Consider the following 18,292-nt stretch of genomic DNA (forward strand, 5'->3'; position numbering starts at 1 on the left):
CGATCACGCCGGGACGCCGGAGGAGGCCGTGGACCGGGCGCTCCCGTGAGTCGGCGTCAGCGATCCCCGGCCCGGGAGTAGGCCAGGGCGAGCTGGGTGCGGTCGCGGAGCCCGAGTTTGCGCAGAGCGGCGGAGACGTGGTTCTTGACGGTGCCCTCGGTGAGGAACAGGCGCCGGGCGATCTCCTGATTGGAGGCGCCCGTCGCGACCAGCCGGGCCACCTCGTCCTCCCGGGCCGACAGCCCGGGAAGAGCGGACGTCGGCGCCGGGGGAGTGCCGACCCGGGCCAGCACCCGGGACGCGACCTGCCCGTCGATCACCGTGCCGCCGTGCGCGGCGGACCGGATAGCGGCGACCAGGGCCTCCGGGGAGGCGTCTTTGAGCAGGAAGCCGCGGGCGCCGGCGCGGAGGCTGCCGAACACGAACTCGTCCTCGTCGAACGTGGTCAGCACCAGCGCGTTCACGCCCGGATGGTCGCGGGTCAGGCGGGCGATCAGCTCCACCCCGGTCATCCCGGGCATCCGTGCGTCGACAAGCGCCACGTCCACGTCGATGTGCTCCAGCAGCGCCAGCGCGGCGTCGCCGGAGGCGGCCGCGCCGACGACCTCGATGCCGGGCTCCAGCTCGAGCAGCCGGTGCAGGCCGCGGCGCATCAGATCCTGGTCGTCGACCAGCAGCACCCGGATCGTCACGCCGGCTCCGGCAGGTCCACACAGACCCGGAAGCCGCTGCCGGTGTCACCGGTGCGCAGCGCGCCGCCGGCCGCGCGGACCCGGCCGGCGAGCGACGTCAGGCCGAAACCGGGCGGCGCCCCGCCGGCGCCGTTCCCGTCGTCGGTGACGCTGAGCCGGACCGCGTCCGGGGCGAAACGCAGCCGCACCGTGACCCGGCTCCCGCCGGAATGCCGCAACGCGTTCGTCAGGCTCTCCTGCAGAGCCCGGAACAGGGCGTTCTCCCGGGGCTCGGCCAGCGGGCGCTCCGCACCGTCGACGGTCACGTCGACCTCCAGGCCGGTGCCGTCGAAGGTCCGGGCCAGCTCACGCAGCGCCTCGCTGCCCCGCCTGCCGTCCAGTTGGGCCGGGCGCAGCGCACGTACCACCCGGCGGATCTCCCGCAGCGCCTCACCGGTCAGCGACCTGGCCTGGCGGACGTCCTCGCGGGCGGCGGCCGGATCGCGGTCGTGCCAGCGGTCGGCGTTCTCCAGACCGACTTTGATCACGGTGAGATGGTGGCCGATCGAGTCGTGCAGATCCCGGGCCATCCGGACACGCTCCTCGGCCACGGCCAGATCGTGCACGCGGTCGGCGTACCGCTGAAGCTCCTGATGGGCCTCGGCCAGCTCGGACCGCAACCGGTCGGCATGGTCGCGCGCGGCACGGGCCTCGTTCACGGCGGTCGCCAGAGTCATCACGAAGACGCCGTACAGGGCGATGGCGAAGGCCTCGTACGCCGCGGCGCCGGGCGGCCGGTGCACCAGCAGCAGTTGAGCGGCGAACTGAACGGCGGTGAGACCGGCGGTGGTGGCCGCGCCCGCCCGCGGGCCGAACACCAGGGTGATGATGGCCAGGGCGATCAGCATCAAGAACAGGCTCACGCCGGTGCCGTCGACCATCGCCGCGAGGACGCTGAGCACGAGGAACACGGCGGTGACCGGCCAGCGCCCGGCCCCGCGCCGCCAGCGCAGCGCCGGCCACGCCAGCGCGATCGCGGTGAGGAACACGGCCAGCAGCCACCGGCCCCCGACGGCCAGACCCGGGCCGGCGGTGTGCAGCACGGCCAGCGCGGCCAGGCAGCCCCAGAAGAGCACACTGACCAATCGCGGACGATCCTGCCGGGGGGTGTTCACCCGCTCAGGGTAGAGCGGGCACCCCCATGACCCGAGTCATGGTTCTCCGCCATGACCGCAGCACGATGTGCCGCCACCCGCGGATCCCTAGCGTCGTCCGGCATGACCACCACATCGATCGCTCCGTCCCGTCCCCGGCTGCCGCTCCCGGTCCGGGCCCTGCTCACCCTGGTCGCGATGTTCGCCGCGGCATTCTCCGGATACGTCGCCCTGGTCCTGCCGGCCGGGCCGGCGCAGCACCTCGGCGCGTGCCTGTGCGCGAGCGCGGCCGGGATCGGGCTGGCGATCGCGCTGGTCCGGGGCATCGACCGGCGGCCGATCGCCGCGCTCGGGCTCGGCCGCCCCGCCGGGCGAGCCTGCCTCGTCGCCCTGACCGTGACCGCCGCGTGCACCGCCGCCGGAACCGCCCTGGCCGCCGCCGCGGGACTGACCACATCGGGATCGTCGCCGCAGGGCCCGGTGCTCCTCGGCGTGCTGATGATGCTGGCGCAGGCGTTCCTGCTGCAGGCCGTCCCGGAGGAGGTGCTGTTCCGCGGCTATCTGGTGCAGACGGCGCTCGGACGGCTGCCACTGTGGGGCGTGACCGCGCTGTCCGTGCTGGTCTTCACCGTGCCGCACCTGCTGTCCTCGTCCGGAGCCGACACCGTCGGCGAGCGGCTGACGTTCCTGCTGCTGCCGCTCGGGTTCGCGCTGCCGGCCACGGCGTTCCGGCTGCGAACCGGATCGGTGTGGCCGGCGGTGACGGTGCACGGCGGATTCCACGTCAGCTCATCGGTGGCCGGCCTGTGGGCGGCGCCGCGGCCGGAGAGCTACGGCGCCTACCTCGCGGTGATCGGCGGTGTGTTCGTGCTGGCCGGACTGGTCGCGGCCCGGCACGTCATCCGGCACGCCGGCCGGGACTGACGTCAGTCGGTGGCGCGGTGCGGAGCGGTACGCCGGCGGGGCTGACGTCAGTCGGTGGCGCGGTGCAGATCGGCGCGGCCGGCGTGGAGGTTCACCACGCCCGGCTCGCCCTCGACGCTGCCGGCGATCTGCTCGCCGGAGACGTAGACGTCGTTGGACAGCGCCCCGCTGCCGTCGATGCGGAGGTAACCGGATGCCATGAGAGCCTCCGCGACACCCGCCACGGTGTCCGGGTGCACGTCGGTTCCGGGCATCTGCACGGCGCTCACCGTGCCGACCTGGTCACCGGCAGCGTCCACGACCATCATTCCGACGTTGACCCGGGCGATCGGCAGGGGCTGGGTCGGCATCGTTGTCCCATACTGCTCCGTTGGCTGCATGGGGTGATGATTCCCCGCGTGAACCCGCCGAAACGGCCCGCGCCGTGCGGCCGGCGGATCCCGGCCATGGAATCCAACCTGCCGCGCGGCCGTTCTCCGCCGTTCGCGGCCGTTGATTGCGGCAGGTGGCTCCGCGAATCACGGCGGGAATGCACACGGGAAAAGAGCCCGGCTCGAGATCGTCAGTCGGTGAGGACGACGACCTTCTGCTCACGGTCATTGCACTCGAACCGGTCGGTCTGGGCGACATGATTTCCGCTCCAGTTGTTGCCGACGCGGTGCTGATAGGTCACCGTGAAACTGGTCATCTCCCCACCCACTCCCTGGAGGGTGCGGGTGTATCTCCTCTCCTCGTTGTTCCCGATACGGTCGTTTCCGCCGAAGAATATGTTCTCGTTCTTCGATCTCGAGCCGTCCATGTACTCGAACTTCGTGGCCTTGATCTCGACACCGGTCTTGTTCTGTATGATGATCTCGAATTCGCCGGCACTGGTCATCGTGCACCTCTCCTTTTGTTCGCCCCGGGACGGGGTACGGCAACCGTTTCATCGTTAGATGTGCACGGTCAAGGAAAGGGTCGGCGTAAAGCCATTTCTGTCGAATATGAATTTTCTGTCGGCATACGGGAGAGATTCAATGACGATGCGCGCCGACTCCGACATCCCCCGGCCACACCCGCGGGAACCGGCTCAGTTCGCCGCCAGGACCCGGACGTCGTGGAGCTCGCCGGCCATCCCGTGCAGCCGCTGGACCGGGACATGGCGGCGCAGGAGTGGGAACTCGTCGACCTCCTTCCTCGTCAGGTGTTCCAGGACGGCCTGCCGCAGGGCGGCGAATCCGTCGCCGAAGCCCGGGTCGCCGGTGCCGAGGGCGTCCAGCGTGTCCAGGGACCGCTCGATGGAGTGCGACTCCACCATCCGGTCCCGGCCGACCGTCCGGCCGAGGGCCGACGCGTCGCGGGCCGCGGGATGAACGACCTCCCGCTCGCCGAACTCGTGACGGCGCACCACCCGGGAGAAGTCGGCGAACCTGCGGCCCCGCTCCTCGTCGTGGGACCGATCGACGGCTGTGCACAGCCGCCGGATCTCGTCATGTTCCCTGGTCAGGGCATCGATGAGGTCCAAGGAGGTCATCGCCGGGCCCGGCCGATCGCATTCGAGGTCCCCAGGATCTGACGGTGGAGACGGCCCAGGGAGACCGGCGCGTCGATGACGTGGTGGTTGTGGCAGGACAAACGGATGAACCACATGATCAGTCCTGACTGCGGCCGGAGCCGGAGAGGTGTCGCACTCGGAGGCGGTCGGTGACGAACGCGCCCGCTCGCCGCGATGGCCGGGCGCCGATGCCACCGGGGTCCGGGGTGACACCTCGACCCTACTCCCGCGCGATCCGGGCCCCGCGTGGTCAGCGTGGGCCGGGCACGTAGTTGTCGGCCAGGTGGTCGCGCAGCGCATCGGTGAACCCGGCGGCGTCGCCGGCGCGCAGACGCTCCACCAGCGTCTCGTGCTCGGCGATGATGTCGTCGCAGCGGGCCAGCAGGTGGTCGCCCTTGCAGAACAGCAGGAACCGCTGCCGGTCGGCCAGCCGGTCGTTGAGCTCCAGCAGCACGTCGTTGCCCGCGGCCTGCACGAACGCGCGGTGGAAGTCGATCGTCAACTCGATGAACCGCCGGACGTCCCGGTCCTGGAAGGCGTCACGCTGCGCCACGATCGAGACGCGCAGCCGCTCGGCGAGATCGTCGCGGATCTCGGCGCTCACCCGGCTCGCCCCGGCCGACTCCAGGATCAGGCGGGTGTCCTGGAGGTCGGCGATCGCCCGCTCGCTCAGGCCCTGCACGAGCGCGCCCCGCTTGGGGTAGATGACGATCCAGCCCTCGTCCTGGAGACGGGCGAGCGCGGAGCGGACCGGGGTGCGGCTCACGCCGATCTCGGCGGCCAGGGACTCCTCGCCGAGCATGGCGCCGGCCGGGTGGAGTCCGTTGAGGATGCCGTCACGGATCGTGCGGTAGGACCGTTCCGCCGCACTCGCGCTGCCGTCCAACGACTCTCCTTCGCACCATGACGCCTGTCGTACGCCGGAACCAAGTATCCAACCGCCTCCCACGGCGCCTCACGCCCGGCCCTGGCCTATGTTGGATACATAATGTATACATGACGTCGTGCTATCGACGACCGACCTTGACGAATCGACCGGCCGCTCCGCCCTGCACCAGCGCACCCTGAGCGTGGTGATGGCCTCCCAGGTGTTCAGCGGCGCCGGGCTGGCCGCCGGAGTCACCGTCGGTGCGCTGCTCGCCGAGCAGATGCTCGGCGCCGGCGCCCTCGCCGGGATGGCGGCCGCCCTCTCCACCGGCGGCTCCGCCGTCGCCGCCCTCGCCGTCGGACGCCTCTCCCAGCGCCTCGGCCGCCGCTCCGGCCTCGTCGCCGGATATGCCGCCGGCGCACTCGGCGCCGCGGGGGTGGTCGTCGCGGCAGCCCTCGACAGTGTCGTGCTGCTGCTGATCTCGCTGTTCGCCTACGGGGCCGGCACCGCCACGAACCTGCAGGCCCGCTACGCCGGCGCCGACCTGGCCGCGCCGGAGCGCCGGGGCCGAGCCGTCAGTGCGGTGCTGGTCACCACCACCGTCGGCGCCGTCATCGGGCCGAACCTCGTCGCCGCCGGCGGCCGCGCCGCCGAGCACTTCGGCCTGCCCGCGCTGGCCGGACTGTTCGCCCTGGCCGCCGTCGCCTACGCGTTCGCCGGAGTGATCCTGTTCCTGCTGCTGCGTCCCGACCCGCTGCTGGCCTCCAGAGCTCCGCAGGCCCACGCCATCCCGGCCGTCACCGCCACGGCCGCCCCGGCGGGGACCGCGTCCCGCGGCGTGATCGCCGGCGCCGCCACCATGATCCTCTCGCAGCTCGTCATGGTCGCGGTGATGACCATGACACCGGTGCACATGCGGGCCCACGGCCACGACCTCGCCGCCACCGGCCTGGTCATCTCCCTGCACATCGCCGCGATGTACCTGCCGTCACTGGTCACCGGCATCCTCGTCGACCGGGTCGGCCGGGCGCCGGTCGCGGTCGCCTCCGGTGTCACGCTGCTCGCCGCCGGCCTCGTCGCCGCCTCCGCCCCCGACGATTCGGTCGCGCTGCTGTCGGCCGCGCTGATCCTGCTCGGCCTCGGCTGGAACCTGGGCCTGGTCGCCGGCACCGCGATGATCACCGACGCCGCTCCGGTCGAGGGCCGGGCCCGGATCCAGGGCAACGTGGACCTCCTCATCGCGCTCGCCGGAGCCGGTGGCGGCCTCGCCAGTGGCCTGGTCATGACCGCCACCAGCTATGCGGCCCTCGCGATCACCGGGGGCCTGGCCGGCCTGGCACTGATCCCGTTCGTCGTCGGCCGCGCTCGAAAGGCCGGTTGATCAGGACCGTTGCGGCGGAGGTCCGCTTCCGGTCCGCGGCGCTTCTCTCACACCATGCTCGGGTACGGGCCACGCAACGTCCCGTGCCTCGCGGCGGCCCCGGCAGGCGTCCCCTCACGGTCGCCCTCGAAGGCGGGTCATGCATGCCCGTGCCGGTCACCCCCGGCAGGCGTCTCCTCACGGTCGCCCTCGAGTGCGGGTCATGCATGTCCGTGCCGGTCACCCCCGGCTGGTTGTGGCTGCTGACTCCAAAGTCGCCATCACCGCAGCTCATGCCTTGATCGAAGACGTTGTGTCGACCGCGCCCAGCGGCCGACTTTCCCGCACGGCACGGGCGTCGCAAGGACACGGATGGCTGTCTCAGCAGCGCTGGGACAGCAGCCACAGCCAGCCGGACGAAAACCGCAACCACTGCTATGCCGGAACCCCGCCGTAGCAGTACTAACGGCGTTGCTCAGGCGGGCTGCTCGACGGTTCGGTCCGCGCGGGTCCGGCCAGGTTGCCGGCGCGCCGGGCGATCGCGCGGGCCTCGGCGGTCACCGCGTCACCGAGGCGGTCCAGCCGTTCGGCGGTGCGCTGGTCCGGCGACGCGGAGGCGCTGCGGTGCAGGGTCTCCTCAGCGCATTCCAGTTCCTCCGCGGTGTGACGCATCGACTCCGCGATCCGCTGGGCGTCCTGTGACGGTTCGATAGCCATTGACCGCTCTTACCCACCGATCTCCATCCTGCACGCATCAGCGATCGCCGACGTTCATCGGTTGTGCGGCTTCCTGCCCCCTGCCGGGAGACCGTCGCGCAGGCGGAGGAAGGGGCGGGTCCGGAGACGGTGATGCGGTGGAAGCCGGGCGTGCTGCGACGCCGGCCAGTGGTAGTACCGAGGCGTCTCACCGGTTCCCGTGCGGGTGGAGGCGCCGCGGCCGGCTCTTCCCGTCATCGGCCATCGTGCGACCTCGGGAAGTAGATCACTGTCGAGCAGGCGGCCGTCGCGGCCGACGTCATCTCGGTGCGGGATGTGGTCGTACCAGCAGGGTGTCGCTGTCATGGGTTGGGCCGCCGGCGAGTTCGCCACGGGCAGCGGCTCGGCCTCCGAGGCGTTTCGGAGGGTGCTCACGGTGATCCTTCGGCCGGAGACCGGTCCTCTTGCTCGAGTGGTGCCGGCCGATCCTCCTGCTCGAGTCGAACTGGACGAGAAATGAGCAGCGCCGTACGTCGGGCTTTCAGGGACCGCCGCGTCGTCGATGGGAATGTCCGCCGACTCGGGCTGACGGTGCGGCGTCTCGTGGCGCCGCCCGGCGGCACGGGGCCGACCAGCGTCGGACTCCGCTGACCATCCCGGCCGGAAGCCGCGTCGGGTGACGTCCTCCGGGCGGGTCAGGGTGGCCTCCTCGAAGCCTTCCGGGAACGTGTCGGTGGTGTTGCGGGCCACGGAGGCGACGGTGCCGATGTTCGCGGCGATCCGGCTGGATCCGGGCGGATCGCCCGGAACGCCTCCCAGAACAGGATGTCCCGGCGTGGTGACGCGGATTCCCGCCGCGGTGGCGGTGTCGGATCCACCACGGCGTCGTCGAGGACAGCGGTCGGCGCAGTCACGGCAAGGACCGGTCACTTCGGAGCTTGGCTCTCCTCCAAACCGGGCCGCTTGATCGATTCGGGTGCCGGGCGGGCGAGCAGCGCCATGCGGCGGACGATGATCGCGAGGCCGGTGAGCGAGGTGACCGTGAGCAGCAGTGTGAAGGTGGGATAGAGGTAGACCGTCTGGAGCCAGGAGATGTCACGGCCGCGGTACAGGGCGGTGACGATCCGATGGAACCGGACGAGCATGATCAGCGGCACCAGCCAGAGCAGCAGCGTGACGGTGGACCGGCGGGTCGGTCGCCGGGCCCGGCGGACGCCGCGTACACCCAGCAGCGCGACGGCGAGAGCGAGCCCGATCAGGACCAGGTCGACCGGGACCAGGGGAGTGGTGGCGTGCGGCGGGGTGCGCCCCTCGATCACATCGATGATGTGGGCGCCGATGGTTTGGGCGTCCCGATGCAGCGTGCCGGTGCCGGCCATGACCGCGACGCCGTACCCGCTGGCCGGCAGGACGGCCTGGTAGGCGGTGAACGTCATCATGTCGCCGTCGTGGTCGACCAGCGGCGCGCCGGACGGGGTGGTGCCGGCCTGCCAGCCCAGTCCGTATCCGCCGGCGGAGGGGCGGTGCATCTCGGCCACCGCCGCGGCCGGAACCACCTGCCGGCCGTCCGGCCCCCGCCCCTGGCCGGCCTGGGCGATCAGCCAGGACGCCATGTCGTGGGCGGTGCTCACCACCGCGCCCGACCCGGCGCCGAAAGCGGGTGGCTCCGGCAGGGCGACGGGCACTCCCGCGATCATGATGTGGCCGCGGCTGCTCGCCGGGAGCTGATCAGCGGTGTCGAGGGTCCGGCTGTCGGTCATGCCGAGCGGGGCGAAGACGTGGTCGCGGAGATAGTCGCCGAACGGCCGCCCGCTGACCACCTCGACGAGCCGGGCGGCGATCTGGAAGTTCGGGTTGTGGTATTCGACGGCGGTGCCCGGGTCCGTGGCCAGCCGGGCGGTGCGCATGGCCGCGACGGCCGCCCGCAGGTCGGGAACCGGCGGGCGGCTGAAGGACGGATTGGTCCGGTCGGTCAGGCCCGAGGTGTGGTCGAGTAGCTGCCGCACGGTGATCCGGCCCGCACGGTCGTCGGCGAGGGTGAACTCCGGGAGGTACGTGCGGACCGCCGTGTCCAGCCGCACCCCGTGCGAGACGGTCAGCTGGAGGACCGCGAGGGCCGTCATGGACTTGCTGACCGAGGCGACGGCCATGACGGTACGGTCGGTGACCGCCTCGCCGTGAGCGGTGCGCCCGTAACCCGCGACGTGGACGACGCGGGAACCGTGGGTGACGGCGACGGCGACACTGGGAACCCCGGTCTCCTCCCGATAGGACTGCACCACCGCGTCGATGATGGACGGGGTCGGGCCGGTGACCGGCGGAGCGGCCGGGACGGCGAGGAGCACGGCGGTCAGTGTTCGGATCAGCACCCGTCCAGCGTGCTCGGTGCGGCCGTCCCCGGCATCGGACCACGGTCCGATGCCGCGGACGACGGCGGTCGATACCGTTGCGACCGTGATGGTGTCCCGCCGAGTCCCGCCGGCCCTCGATGTGCTGCTGGCCGTCGCGGTGATGGCCGCCGCGGTGTTCCGGACACCGGCCGGCGGTGTGGCGGTGTGGATGCCCGCCGTGCTGTTAGGGCTGCCACTGGCCGCCCGCCGCCGTCGGCCCGAGCTGGTTCTGGCGGTCACCACGGTGACCGCGGCCGTCGCCGTGCTGGCCGGCACGGGCGCCGACGTGGCGATGTGGGCGCTCGCCCTCGCGCTCTACCCGGTGGCCGGCTCGGCGCGCAGCCCGGTCTGGTGTCTGCCGGCCGCGCTGGCGGGGATCCTGCTACCCGGCGCCGCCGATGCCGCCACCGGCAGGTTGCCCCTGATCGCGGCCCCGGAGGCGGTGGAGTCGTTCAGCACGACGCCGTTGCCGGCGGCCGCGATGACCGTCACCGTGATCACCGGTTCGTGGGTGCTGGCCCGGGCGGTCCGGGCCCGTCGCCGGCACGCCGCCGAGTTGGCGCGGCTGCGCACCGCCCAGGCGATCACCGAGGAACGGCTGCGGATCGCCCGGGACGTCCACGACGTCGTCGGGCACAACCTGAGCCTGATCGCCATGGACGCCGCGGTCGCTCAGCACCTGGGCACCGGGCAGGCCGCTGCGCTGCGCACGATCGAGCAGGTGAGCCGGGCCGCCCTCAGCGACGTCCGTGCGGTGCTGGGCGGGCTGCGGACCTTCGTGCCGGGCCCAGCCCGGCTGTCTGACGAGTCGGCCTTGGTGCCGGGTGCGGGCGGGCTGTCTGGCGAGTCGGCCTTCGCGCCTGGTTCAGCCCGGCTGGCTGGTCGATCGACCTTCGCGCCGGAGTCGGGCGGGCGGTCTGGCGAGTTCACCTCCGACCCGGGTCTGGCCGGGCTGGACGCGCTGATCGACGCGACCCGGGCGGTTGGCGTCCGGGTCACCGTGGACCGGTCGTCGGTGTCGGCCGTTCCGGCCGCGGTGCAGACGTCCGCCTACCGGATCGTGCAGGAGGCTCTCACCAACGTGCGCCGCCACTCCGGTGCCCGCAGTGGTCACGTCACCGTCACGGCGTCGCCGGACGCGCTCACCCTGTCCGTGACCGATGGTGGCCGCGATACCCCGCCGGCCTCCGGTGCGCCGGGTGTGCGGGACGGCCAGGCGGCGCCCGGACCAGGAATGGCGGCCGGGCGGGACGGCAGCGCCCCCCCGGGAAAAGGTATGGCGGGTGTTCAGGAACGCGATGGGGTGGCGGGTGTGTGCGAGGGTGGCGCCCAGCCGGCGATCGGTGTGGCGGGTGCGCGGGAAGGCGAGGTCCGGCCTGTTCGTGGGCTGCGGGGCGGCGACGGCCGGCGCGGGTTCGGCCTGGCGGGCATGCGCGAACGCGCCGGCCTGCACGGCGGCACGCTGACGGCGGGACCGGAGCCGGGTGGCGGGTTCGCGGTCCGGGCGACCCTGCCGTACGCCGCATGATCGGCGACATGGGCGGCCCGGCTGATGGCATGACCGGAGGCTCGGCTGGTGGCATGAGCAGCGGCCCGGCTGGTGGCATGAGCAGCGATCCGGCTGGTGGCCTGGGTGGCGATCCGGCTGGTGGCATGAGTGCTGGAACGAGTGGCGGTGGGGCCGGGGGCGACGTGCGGGTGCTGCTGGCCGATGACGAGCCGCTGTTCCGGGCCGCCGTGCGCCGGCTGCTCGACGCCAGCCCCGGTGTCACCGTGGTCGCGGAGGCGGGGACCGGCGGCGAGACCGTAGCGCTCGCCGCCGAGCACCGTCCCGACCTCGTTCTCATGGACGTCCGGATGCCCGGTGGCGACGGCATCACCGCGACCGCGTGCCTGACCGCCGGCCCGTGCCCGCCGCGGGTGCTGGTGCTCACTACGTTCGACCTCGACGATCACGTCTATCGGGCGTTGCGGGCGGGAGCCGGGGGTTTCCTGCTCAAGGACACCACCCCGGCACGGCTGCTCGACGCCATCCGCATCGTGGCCGGTGGGGAGGCGCTGCTCGCCCCCAGTGTCACCCGCCGCCTCATCGCCGCCTTCGTCAGCCCGTCGCCGGCTGTCCGGCAGTTGCCGGAGGTGACGCCGCGCGAGCGGGAGGTCCTCACGCTGATCACCCGGGGCCTGTCGAACGCTGAGATCCAGGGTGCCCTGCACATCAGCCGGGCCACCCTGAAGACCCACATCGGCCGGCTGTTGATCAAGCTGGACGCCCGGGACCGGGCGCAGCTGGTGATCGCCGGCTTTCAGGCGGGCCTGGCGGGGGAGACCACGTCGTAGGTGTCGCGGTGAGCGGACACCTCGCCCCTGTGCTGTTCAGCCCGGAATGTGAGGCCGCGCCTCATCCGGTGCGGGGACAGGCCCAGATCGGTCGGCTCGTACGAGACGGTGACCGACAAGGTCGGTGTCGCGTTCAGCGAGCGCAGCGTCAGTCGGCTGGGAATCCGGCAGACCATCACGAATCAGAGGTACGGCCTTCCCGGCGGCACCTGGACACTCGGCGATCTGACCACTGCGGCTGGTATCGTCGAGCGGAGCGGCGCGCACCTCCTCGAGCAGCTATCGTCACCCGCTTCGGATACGGCGCCATGCGACTCACCGGCCCGTCGGTGATGGGTCCGCCCGCTGACCGGGATGGGCACTTGCCGTGCTCCGCGAGCCGGCCGAACTCGGCATCACCCACATCGACACCGCCGACGCCTACGGGCCGCGCGTCACCGACCAGCTGAATCGGGGGCGCTTCACCCGTACCCCGCAGGTCTGCGCATCGCGGCGAAGGCCGTCGTCGACCGTGACCGGCAGGATGGCCTGATCCGGCACCTCGGGGCTTGCGGCTGTCCTCGACGGCCTGGCCGACCTCGACAGGATCGGCCAGGCCGGCCGGGTCAGAGGACGGTGACGACGCCGGTGTCCAGGTCGTAGCGGGCGCCGACGACCGCCAGCTCGTGCCGCTCCACCTTCTCCCGGACGATCTCGCTGCGCTCGATCAGGGCCGCGGCCTGGGCCCGGATGTTCGCCCGGACCGCCTTTTCCACGCCGTCGGCGGCGTTCACATAGGGCGTCACGATCGGGCGCAGCGCGTCCACGATGGTCTGGATGTGGCCGGGCGCCGAGGTGCCGGTGGCGATCGCGTTCAGCGTCGCGGAGATAGCGCCGCACCGCTCGTGGCCGAGGACCAGCACCAGCGGCGGGGCGAACTCCTCGATCGCGTACTCCATGCTGCCGAGCAGCAGGTCGTCGACGATGTTGCCGGCCACCCGGTCGTCGAACAGGTCACCGATGCCCTGGTCGAACAGCAGTTCCGGCGACACCCGCGAGTCGGCGCAGCCGAGCAGGACCGCGAACGGGTGCTGAGCTGTCGACACCTCGTGCAGGCGGCGCACCGTCTGGTGCGGGTGCCGGGCGTGCCCGGTGACGAACCGGCGGTTGCCGTCCAGCAGGGCCTTCAGCGCGGCTCGCGGACCGGCGGGACGGGGGGTGGCCGCGGCGGCCGGCTGCGCGGCCGCGCCGACGGCGATCGAACCGGCGACGGCACCGCCGGCGGTGAACAGCGCACGACGGCGGAGGGATGAGTCGATCATCGGATCTCCAAATCAGGGTGAGAATCCGAATCCTCCTCCCGTCCGTCGCGCGTGGACAGGCCCGATCGCTGCGATGGTCGACACAACGGTCAGCCGCGCCCGCAGCGGTAGACGACCTCGGTTCCGGCCTGGATCGCCGATGGTTCGACGATGTTGACGGTGGCGGTCTCGGTGGCCGTGCCGACTCCGTTGAACGACCAGTTCAGAGTGAGGGTGGCGGTGTTCTGGCCGCGGGGGACCCGTTCGGTGAGCACGGCGCTGGGCAGCGCGTCCGAGCGGAGCCACTGGTAGCGGATCGCGCCGCTCCGTCCGTTGGTCCGCACGGTGGCGACCACGTCGACGGAGACGTCGCAGCGGTCTCCGGCGGGCCGCGGCACGGCGATCGTGACACCTTCCACCTCGAGCGGGCTGAGCCGCTGCCAGAGGATGAAGCCGACCACACCGACCAGCGCGAGCGTCAGCAGGCCGGAGACCAGCGAGGTCACCCGGCGCCACAGCGGGCGCCGGGCCGGGGTGGGAGTGGACCAGGTCGGTGCGGCGGGCGGGGCGACCGGCACGCCGGGCCCGAACCGCACCTCCTGCTGCGTGCGTACGGTCGTGGCCCCTTGATCCGGCCCGAGGTGGACGGTCCGGCCCGGATCGCCGAGGTACGCGGTGGGCCCGTCGAGGTTCACCGTGGCAGCGGGACGGTCGATGGTCGCCCAGGGGTCGACAGGCTCCGGGGGTCTCGGTGCAGTGGACACGGTGAGCTCCTAGCCGGGGGTGCAGACGACGTCGAGGGTCACGTACGCCGGTGACGCCGAGCGGGCCGGATTCCCGGCCGCGTCGGACGCGACGACCGTGACCGGGATCCGGGTGACCGACCTGGGCGACGGCAGCGGGCCGAGCGTCCCCCGGAAGACGCCCCTGCCGATCGAACTCATCGCGACCGTCGAGGTGGAGCCGTTCACCGTGTAGCGGAAGCCGACCTCCAGCGCCGCCGGGTCGCTTCCCTCGTCGGTGACGGTCACCGAGATGGTGCTCGTACGGTTGCCGTAACGGCAGTTCTCCGCCTCCAGCGCCGCGGGTTTCGCGGTGACCGCCCCGACGGCGGGTGCGGTGGTGTCAGCCGGCGACGGGGAAGGGTTGGGCGACGTGGAGGGCGACGGGCTCGCCGCCGCCGGCGTCGTCTCGGTCGTCGTGGTCGTGGCGGGGGTGGTCGTCGTCGTCGCCGGTGCGGCCGGGGCCGGTGCGGTCGACGGCGCGGCCGAGACCGGCGGCGCCGTCGTGACCGCCGGAACGACCGCGCTGGACGGCCCGGCAGCAGCCGGTGCGACGGCTTCCGGGCTCGTCTGGCCCGTCGCGAACACCGGGGTCTCGCCGGCCGCGGCGGCGTAACGGTACCCGGCCGCGCCGGCCAGCAGCACCGCGACGAGCGCGCCACCGGCCAGCGCCATCCCGCGGTGCCTGCGGAACCCGCCGCCACGGCCGGCCGCGGCGCTGCTCACCGTCGTCGTGGCGAAACTGGTCCCGCCGGTGGCCCGGTCCGGGAACGGCCACAGCGCGGCCAGCAGCGCGGCCCGGCGAGCCAGTTCGCGGAGGCCGCGGTCCTCCCAGTCCGGGCCGTACGCCGTACCGGCCACCCGCTCCAGGATGTCCAGGAAGGCGACGGCGTGCGGCGGCCGGTCGGCGGCCTGTTTCGCCAAACCCCGCCGGAGCAGCTCGTGCACCGCCACCGGGGCCGGATCCGTCGGGATCGGCGCGTTCGCGTGCTGATCGTGCAGGGCGAAGAGGTTCGCCCCGTCGAACGGCGGCCGGCCGGTGAGGCATTCGAAGAAGGTGGCGGTCGCCGCGTACACGTCGCAGGCCGGTGTCGCCGGGGCGCCCGTCCACTGCTCGGGCGCCATGTAACGGGGTGTGCCGGTCACGACGGTCCCGGTGCCCCGGCCGACGGGTACGGCGATGCCGAAGTCCGCGAGCTTGCTCGTTCCCTCCGCGGTGACCAGCACGTTCTCCGGCTTGTAGTCGCGGTGCACGACCCCGTGCGCGTGCGCCGCCGCCAGCCCGGCGAGGGATCCCTTCAGCACACAGAGCGCCGACTCGGGAGTGGCCGGGCCGTGCTCCCGCAGCATCGCCCGCAGCGACACCCCGTCGACCAGCTCCATCACGATCGCCGCGCCGTCGGCGGACTCGACGTACTCGTACAGCCGGGAGACGTGCGGATCGTCGATCTGCCCGAGCAACTCCGCCTCCCGCCGGAAGGCGGCCCGGAACTCGGCGTCGTCCCCGAGCACGTGCGTCAGGTACTTGATCGCGACAGGTGTTCCGGTCAGGTCGTGGGTGGCGAGCACGACGCTGCCCGACGCCCCGGCGCCGAGCTGACGAACCGATGTGTAGCCGGACAGCTGCCAGCCGCTCATTCCCACTCCACCGTCCCGGGGGCGGATGCCGCTCTCCGCCGCGCCGACCATTATGGTCACGCGGCCGCTACCGTGGGTCCGCTCGAACGGTTGCTGTCAGCGACCGGACAGGCCCATGCGGCTCACTCGCGGTTCGTGGTTCCCCTCTCGACCTCCTGCTGTCGTACGGGCCGAGCGAAGTCTGGAAGATCTCCGTGTACGCCTACGACGGTCACGGCGACGTCGGCATCGAACAACGCTCGATCAAGGTCGTCCCGCGGGTCACCAGTGCCGCCCGTCCGGCAGCCCACCCAGACCCGGAGCCGACAGATGCAGCACCTCGTACCGCTCGGTGGCGGGCTCACCGTCCGGCACACCGCCCTGCCACAGGACGAACCGCACCAGCTCCCAGCGTGACGGGTCCACCGCCAGCGCGGTCGTGTGCACACTGTCGCGCTGGGACAGCTCACGCGTCCGCTCGACCTCCTCCTCGACAACGGCGCTCAGCTCCGGGCCGCCGGCCGCCAGCGGGACGATCTGCCGGGAGGCGCTCTCCGGGACCGCTGCCCCGGCCGGTCCCCGGAAGGTGGCCGCCACCGCCCACTGGCGGACCGGGGGCCTCCCGAAGTCGCGGACGATGTTCTGGAATCCGCCCCCGCCGACGAGGAACCGCGTCATGGCGGCGGCGTCGTGCCACAGATAGAACGGGGCGTACTCGTTGACCGGTGCTCCGGCGACCCCGCGACGGCGCATCAGGAACGCTTTCAGACCCAGTCCCGTGACAGCGTCGAACAGGGGCCCGCCCACGGCGACGCGTTTGCGGATGATCCCCATGTCGTAGTCGGCCGGCAGGGTGATCTCGTACTGCTTCGCGAACATGTCAGCTTCCCTTCGAGCGCGCGACGTCGTCGGGACAGTCGATCACCCAGCACAGGACGTCGCGGACATGGGGTCCGGCGCGGGGCGCCTGCGGCCGCCGGGACTGTTAGCTTGTCGTCTAACCAGTTCGGCGGGGCTTGGTGCCTTTCTTGTGGTGGGCCGGCCGTTGATGCGCCTGGCCGGTGACCAGGACGAGCCCGACGTCATGGCGGACAGCGGCCTGTCGGTTGCGAGAACCTGGCGGACGTCTGGGGCCGGGACGGCTGGGTTTCGGTGCACGCGCTGGTGAAGGGCTGGTTGCGCAGAGGTTCCGAAACCCTCGCCGCACCCGGGCCGGGGTGAGCCGTTCCGGCGCCATCGGACGTTCCCAGGGCCGGCGCAGGTCCTGGGCGAGGGGCCGGGCGAGACGCAGCTGAGTATGCGCGGACAGGACCAGCCAGGTCCAGCGGTCCGCGGCAGCCGGTTCGCGCAGCTGCGGGGTGGTCCAGCCGAGGGTCTGTTTGAGCAGGCGGAAGGTGTGTTCGATGTCGAAGCGGCGCAGGAACGCCTGCCGGCATCGGTCGACATCAGCATCGGTGGCGTCGATCTTGGACCACCACAGCCAGAGCGGCTTCGGCTTGCCGCGGCTGGGAAGGTGCTCGACGGTGAGCCGGATGACCGTGCCCTCGATGATCGGCAACTGGCCGTCATGGTCGTTCCAGGCGGCGCGGTGGGTCAGTCGTGGGTGCAGCCGGTCCCAGGCCTGCGCCCGGACCTGGCCGTAGAGCCGGGTGTCAGTGTGGGTAACCGCCTGTTCGCTGTTCCAGGTGGCAGGGTCTCCGAAGACGAACTCGCCGCCGTGCTTGGCCGGCCGGCCGCCGTCGGGGTTGTAGACCCGTGGCGGGGTCGCTCGGCGCAGTACCCGGTCGGAGCGCATCCGGCCAAGGATCCCCACCGGTAGGTCACGCAGCAGCCAGGCGATGCGTGGGGCTTCGTAGCCGGCGTCGAGCACGATGAGGACGTCACGGTCTCCCGGCCGCCACTGGCCTGGGTCAGTCAGCCGGTCGACGAGCTGCCGGATCTGCGCGCAGGTGATCGTCGTGACGTCCGCGCCGGGCGGCAGGCGGACCGCGTCCAGCAACGCCGTCCAGGAGGTCCGGCCGTTCTCCAGTGCGGCGACGATCGAGTACGGCCAGCCAGGGAAGGCGACCGGGATTCAGGTGAGCCTGTACGACGGGCGAGGGACAGTCCCACCAGGGTCTTGACCGGCCCGTCGGTGCACAGCAGGACGTCGGCCAGCTCGAACAAGGCGTCCGCCCGCCTGGTCATGCATCGGTAGAGCTGCTCACGGAACTGCGCCAGCACATCGATCGCTTCTGCTCGGTCAGCCATGACCGCCACAACGATCATCGATAGGCGCGAACACGGCTCCGCGGGCTTCAGCATGCCGAAGCGTCAACTACCCCAGGCACCGCATGACGCTCAGTTACAGCAGTCGGCTCGGGGACGGACCCGACGAGTACACGGATCTGCCGACGAGAGGGCACGCTAATGCGAGAACTCAATGCCACCCCAGAGTCAGGACGAGCGGACTTCGCCATTGTCCTTCGGCGGCTGAAGTACACAGAACTCGTTGCCGTCGGGATCGGTGAAGACATGCCACCTCCAGCCGTATTCCTCAATCGGGTCTTCTGTAACACGCCCCGCACCGAGCGCCATCACTCTGGCCGTTTCCGCGGCCAGATCGGGTACGCGCAGGTCCAGATGTAACCGGTTCTTGGTGACCTTGGCCTCTGTCACCTGCTGGAGCAGAAGTTCGAC

Annotated in this window: 17 protein-coding genes and 2 pseudogenes; 5 read left to right on the forward strand and 14 right to left on the reverse strand. The window is 71.9% G+C overall.

The annotated features are described in order from the left end of the window. Positions 1-56 precede the first annotated feature (56 nt). Both Aut01nite_RS42005 and Aut01nite_RS42010 read right to left on the reverse strand, forming a co-directional pair. A complete protein-coding gene (locus Aut01nite_RS42005) occupies positions 57-716 on the reverse strand; it encodes a response regulator (protein WP_083999682.1) in 660 nt (219 codons plus the stop codon). Further along, positions 689-1,846, reverse strand: a complete 1,158-nt coding sequence (locus tag Aut01nite_RS42010) for a sensor histidine kinase (RefSeq protein ID WP_152628973.1) — start codon at positions 1,844-1,846, stop codon at positions 689-691. The genes Aut01nite_RS42005 and Aut01nite_RS42010 overlap by 28 nt, the downstream gene beginning before the upstream one ends. Positions 1,847-1,948: 102 nt before the next feature. Between Aut01nite_RS42010 and Aut01nite_RS42015 the strand changes: the two genes are divergently transcribed. Continuing rightward, the gene (locus tag Aut01nite_RS42015) at positions 1,949-2,749 is read left to right on the forward strand and encodes a CPBP family intramembrane glutamic endopeptidase (RefSeq protein WP_052164297.1); all 801 of its coding nucleotides are present in this window, start codon (positions 1,949-1,951) and stop codon (positions 2,747-2,749) included. Between the two features lie 47 nt (positions 2,750-2,796). Here the strand turns inward: Aut01nite_RS42015 and Aut01nite_RS42020 are convergent, their stop codons facing one another. The 4 genes from Aut01nite_RS42020 to Aut01nite_RS42035 form a co-directional block, all read right to left on the reverse strand. Then, on the reverse strand, positions 2,797-3,099 hold the full coding sequence (locus tag Aut01nite_RS42020) for a hypothetical protein (RefSeq protein WP_236643025.1): 303 nt from the start codon (positions 3,097-3,099) through the stop codon (positions 2,797-2,799). 212 nt (positions 3,100-3,311) lie between these two features. Next, the gene (locus Aut01nite_RS42025) at positions 3,312-3,626 is read right to left on the reverse strand and encodes a hypothetical protein (RefSeq protein ID WP_043530004.1); all 315 of its coding nucleotides are present in this window, start codon (positions 3,624-3,626) and stop codon (positions 3,312-3,314) included. Positions 3,627-3,818: 192 nt separating this feature from the next. Continuing rightward, positions 3,819-4,262 (reverse strand): hemerythrin domain-containing protein, encoded by a 444-nt coding sequence (locus Aut01nite_RS42030; RefSeq protein ID WP_052164298.1) that lies wholly within the window; start codon positions 4,260-4,262, stop codon positions 3,819-3,821. Positions 4,263-4,533: 271 nt separating this feature from the next. Then, complete coding sequence (locus Aut01nite_RS42035; protein ID WP_043530006.1) at positions 4,534-5,169, reverse strand: GntR family transcriptional regulator; 636 nt, start codon at positions 5,167-5,169, stop codon at positions 4,534-4,536. A gap of 118 nt (positions 5,170-5,287) precedes the next feature. Here Aut01nite_RS42035 and Aut01nite_RS42040 point away from each other — a divergent pair, with 118 nt between their 5' ends. Next, complete coding sequence (locus Aut01nite_RS42040; RefSeq protein WP_052164299.1) at positions 5,288-6,532, forward strand: MFS transporter; 1,245 nt, start codon at positions 5,288-5,290, stop codon at positions 6,530-6,532. A gap of 441 nt (positions 6,533-6,973) precedes the next feature. Here the strand turns inward: Aut01nite_RS42040 and Aut01nite_RS42045 are convergent, their stop codons facing one another. Next, entirely contained in the window at positions 6,974-7,228 is a 255-nt protein-coding gene (locus Aut01nite_RS42045) for a hypothetical protein (protein WP_043530009.1), read from the reverse strand. 905 nt (positions 7,229-8,133) lie between these two features. Beyond that, on the reverse strand, positions 8,134-9,576 hold the full coding sequence (locus Aut01nite_RS42050) for a serine hydrolase domain-containing protein (protein WP_043530050.1): 1,443 nt from the start codon (positions 9,574-9,576) through the stop codon (positions 8,134-8,136). A gap of 88 nt (positions 9,577-9,664) precedes the next feature. On the opposite strand from Aut01nite_RS42050, the gene Aut01nite_RS42055 reads away from it, so the two are divergent. The 3 genes and pseudogenes from Aut01nite_RS42055 to Aut01nite_RS45035 all read left to right on the forward strand — a co-directional run. Continuing rightward, a complete protein-coding gene (locus tag Aut01nite_RS42055) occupies positions 9,665-11,125 on the forward strand; it encodes a sensor histidine kinase (protein WP_307837569.1) in 1,461 nt (486 codons plus the stop codon). Positions 11,126-11,250: 125 nt separating this feature from the next. After that, positions 11,251-11,934, forward strand: a complete 684-nt coding sequence (locus tag Aut01nite_RS42060; protein WP_052164301.1) for a response regulator — start codon at positions 11,251-11,253, stop codon at positions 11,932-11,934. 225 nt (positions 11,935-12,159) lie between these two features. Further along, positions 12,160-12,462: pseudogene (locus Aut01nite_RS45035) on the forward strand (oxidoreductase); the annotation flags it as partial. A 77-nt stretch (positions 12,463-12,539) separates the two neighbouring features. Here the strand turns inward: Aut01nite_RS45035 and Aut01nite_RS42070 are convergent. From Aut01nite_RS42070 to Aut01nite_RS42095, 6 genes and pseudogenes are all read right to left on the reverse strand, one after another. Next, positions 12,540-13,235: a carbonic anhydrase gene (locus Aut01nite_RS42070; RefSeq protein ID WP_043530019.1), complete on the reverse strand. Its 696-nt coding sequence runs from the start codon at positions 13,233-13,235 to the stop codon at positions 12,540-12,542. 89 nt (positions 13,236-13,324) lie between these two features. Continuing rightward, positions 13,325-13,978 carry a hypothetical protein gene (locus tag Aut01nite_RS42075; RefSeq protein ID WP_236643027.1) on the reverse strand — a complete coding sequence of 218 codons (654 nt, stop codon included), beginning with the start codon at positions 13,976-13,978 and terminating at the stop codon, positions 13,325-13,327. Between the two features lie 9 nt (positions 13,979-13,987). Continuing rightward, positions 13,988-15,685, reverse strand: coding sequence for a serine/threonine-protein kinase (locus tag Aut01nite_RS42080; protein WP_236643031.1), 1,698 nt, complete (start codon positions 15,683-15,685; stop codon positions 13,988-13,990). A gap of 210 nt (positions 15,686-15,895) precedes the next feature. Beyond that, the gene (locus Aut01nite_RS42085) at positions 15,896-16,492 is read right to left on the reverse strand and encodes a DUF4865 family protein (protein ID WP_204037941.1); all 597 of its coding nucleotides are present in this window, start codon (positions 16,490-16,492) and stop codon (positions 15,896-15,898) included. Between the two features lie 118 nt (positions 16,493-16,610). Continuing rightward, positions 16,611-17,881 (reverse strand): annotated as a pseudogene (locus tag Aut01nite_RS42090) (transposase). A 168-nt stretch (positions 17,882-18,049) separates the two neighbouring features. Further along, on the reverse strand, positions 18,050-18,292 hold a 243-nt coding region (locus Aut01nite_RS42095; RefSeq protein WP_275409771.1), incomplete at its 5' end, for a VOC family protein.

Origin of the sequence: Actinoplanes utahensis, from assembly GCF_016862455.1 — a bacterium.
GTDB lineage: Bacteria > Actinomycetota > Actinomycetes > Mycobacteriales > Micromonosporaceae > Actinoplanes > Actinoplanes utahensis.

Bases quoted from the DNA above. Each gene is read 5' to 3' on its own strand.
- Aut01nite_RS42070 (WP_043530019.1), bottom strand. From the start codon at position 13,235: ATGATCGACTCATCCCTCCGCCGTCGTGCGCTGTTCACCGCCGGCGGT.
- Aut01nite_RS42055 (WP_307837569.1), top strand. From the start codon at position 9,665: ATGGTGTCCCGCCGAGTCCCGCCGGCCCTCGATGTGCTGCTGGCCGTC.
- Aut01nite_RS42025 (WP_043530004.1), bottom strand. From the start codon at position 3,626: ATGACCAGTGCCGGCGAATTCGAGATCATCATACAGAACAAGACCGGT.
- Aut01nite_RS42085 (WP_204037941.1), bottom strand. From the start codon at position 16,492: ATGTTCGCGAAGCAGTACGAGATCACCCTGCCGGCCGACTACGACATG.
- Aut01nite_RS42030 (WP_052164298.1), bottom strand. From the start codon at position 4,262: ATGACCTCCTTGGACCTCATCGATGCCCTGACCAGGGAACATGACGAG.
- Aut01nite_RS42020 (WP_236643025.1), bottom strand. From the start codon at position 3,099: ATGCCGACCCAGCCCCTGCCGATCGCCCGGGTCAACGTCGGAATGATG.
- Aut01nite_RS42015 (WP_052164297.1), top strand. From the start codon at position 1,949: ATGACCACCACATCGATCGCTCCGTCCCGTCCCCGGCTGCCGCTCCCG.
- Aut01nite_RS42080 (WP_236643031.1), bottom strand. From the start codon at position 15,685: ATGGTCGGCGCGGCGGAGAGCGGCATCCGCCCCCGGGACGGTGGAGTG.
- Aut01nite_RS42060 (WP_052164301.1), top strand. From the start codon at position 11,251: ATGAGTGCTGGAACGAGTGGCGGTGGGGCCGGGGGCGACGTGCGGGTG.
- Aut01nite_RS42045 (WP_043530009.1), bottom strand. From the start codon at position 7,228: ATGGCTATCGAACCGTCACAGGACGCCCAGCGGATCGCGGAGTCGATG.